Source organism: Ensifer sp. YR511, from assembly GCF_900103045.1.
In the GTDB taxonomy this organism is placed as follows: domain Bacteria; phylum Pseudomonadota; class Alphaproteobacteria; order Rhizobiales; family Rhizobiaceae; genus Ensifer; species Ensifer adhaerens.
Genome location: NZ_FNGR01000090.1, coordinates 1 through 1184 on the forward strand (window position 1 = coordinate 1; position 1184 = coordinate 1184).

The following is a 1184-nucleotide window of genomic DNA, read 5'->3' on the forward strand; positions in this document are numbered from 1 at the left end:
GAGGGACGAAGGCTGAGCGTCTCCTATACGGTCGCGCTAGCCGATGCGTTGAACACTTCTCCTGTCTTAAGCATGCTGTGCATGATGACCGCGAGTTTCCGGGCGACGGCCACAGCGGCCCGTTTGAAGCCAAGTCGCTCCCGCAGCTTAAGTCCCCAGCTCTTGAGACTGCTCTCGGTCCGAGCACTGGTTCTCGTCAGAAGCGCCGTCGCCGCTTCATAAAGCAGTCCGCGCAGGTGATTGTCGCCTCGTCGCGAGATATGGCCGTCATAGTCGACCTCGCCGGACTGATAGCGCCGCGTTGTCAACCCAAGCCAGGCGCCAACTGAGCGCGACGTTCGGAAGTTCTCTGGGTCTTCAATCGCTGCGACGTAGGAGAGAGCTGTGACTGCGCCGATACCCGGAATTGTCATTAGCAGCCGCGTCGTATGGCTCTCGCGTGCCACAGCGAGCAGCCGGCGATCAAGTTCGGCCGCACGCTTGCGTACATCGTGCCACGCATCAAGCAGAGGCAATATAATCCTGGCCAAACCCTCGTTCCCATGCAGGAGTCCCCTCACATTGCTATCGAACACCCGACCTGTTCCTTTCGGGATGATGAGACCGAATGTCTTCATCAGCCCACGAATCTGGTTGCCAAGCTGGGTCGAGATGCGCAGAAGCTGATGGCGAGCCGTCACCAGCGTCCGCGTCAACATGTTGTCGAACGCCTTTACCCGGACGGCCTTGTAGAAACCGGCTTCGGCCAGTTGTGCCAAGCCATCTGCATCATTGGCATCTGTCTTGTTGAGCGTCTCGCTCAATACCTTTTGTGCGTGCCGCGCTTCAATGCAGATCGCCGGCACCCCCTCGCTCGTCAGCGCGTGAAAGAACCACGTCGACAACGGCCCCGTCTCGAATACAACGCGCCTGGCGTACGGGGCATGCTTGCGGATCATTTGCGCCAAAAGCTTGGGATCCGAAGGACATTTCCCCCGCCAGATCCGCTTGCCATCTTCGCGGATCGAAATTGCGGTATCTTTCAATGAAACATCAAGCCCAATATATTGGTTCATGGTTGCCTCCATCCGATGTTTGGGCCCGGTTCCAATCGAGAGCCCGTTTTTCCATCCTATCGGGGGCAACCACCCTCACCAGCCCAAAAAGCCAGAGACGGTCGCGCCGCGATTACTCCATGTTCGAAG

General features: G+C 58.2%; 1 protein-coding gene. It reads right to left on the minus strand.

Annotation, left to right across the window (positions count from 1 at the left end):
* Nucleotides 1-23: 23 nt before the first annotated feature.
* Nucleotides 24-1055 (minus strand): IS110 family RNA-guided transposase, encoded by a 1032-nt coding sequence (locus BLU15_RS38805; protein WP_090302599.1) that lies wholly within the window; start codon nt 1053-1055, stop codon nt 24-26.
* Nucleotides 1056-1184: the final 129 nt, after the last annotated feature.

What these genes read in the sequence shown, in the direction of transcription:
- BLU15_RS38805 (WP_090302599.1), bottom strand. Translation starts at nt 1,055, where the DNA reads ATGAACCAATATATTGGGCTTGATGTTTCATTGAAAGATACCGCAATT.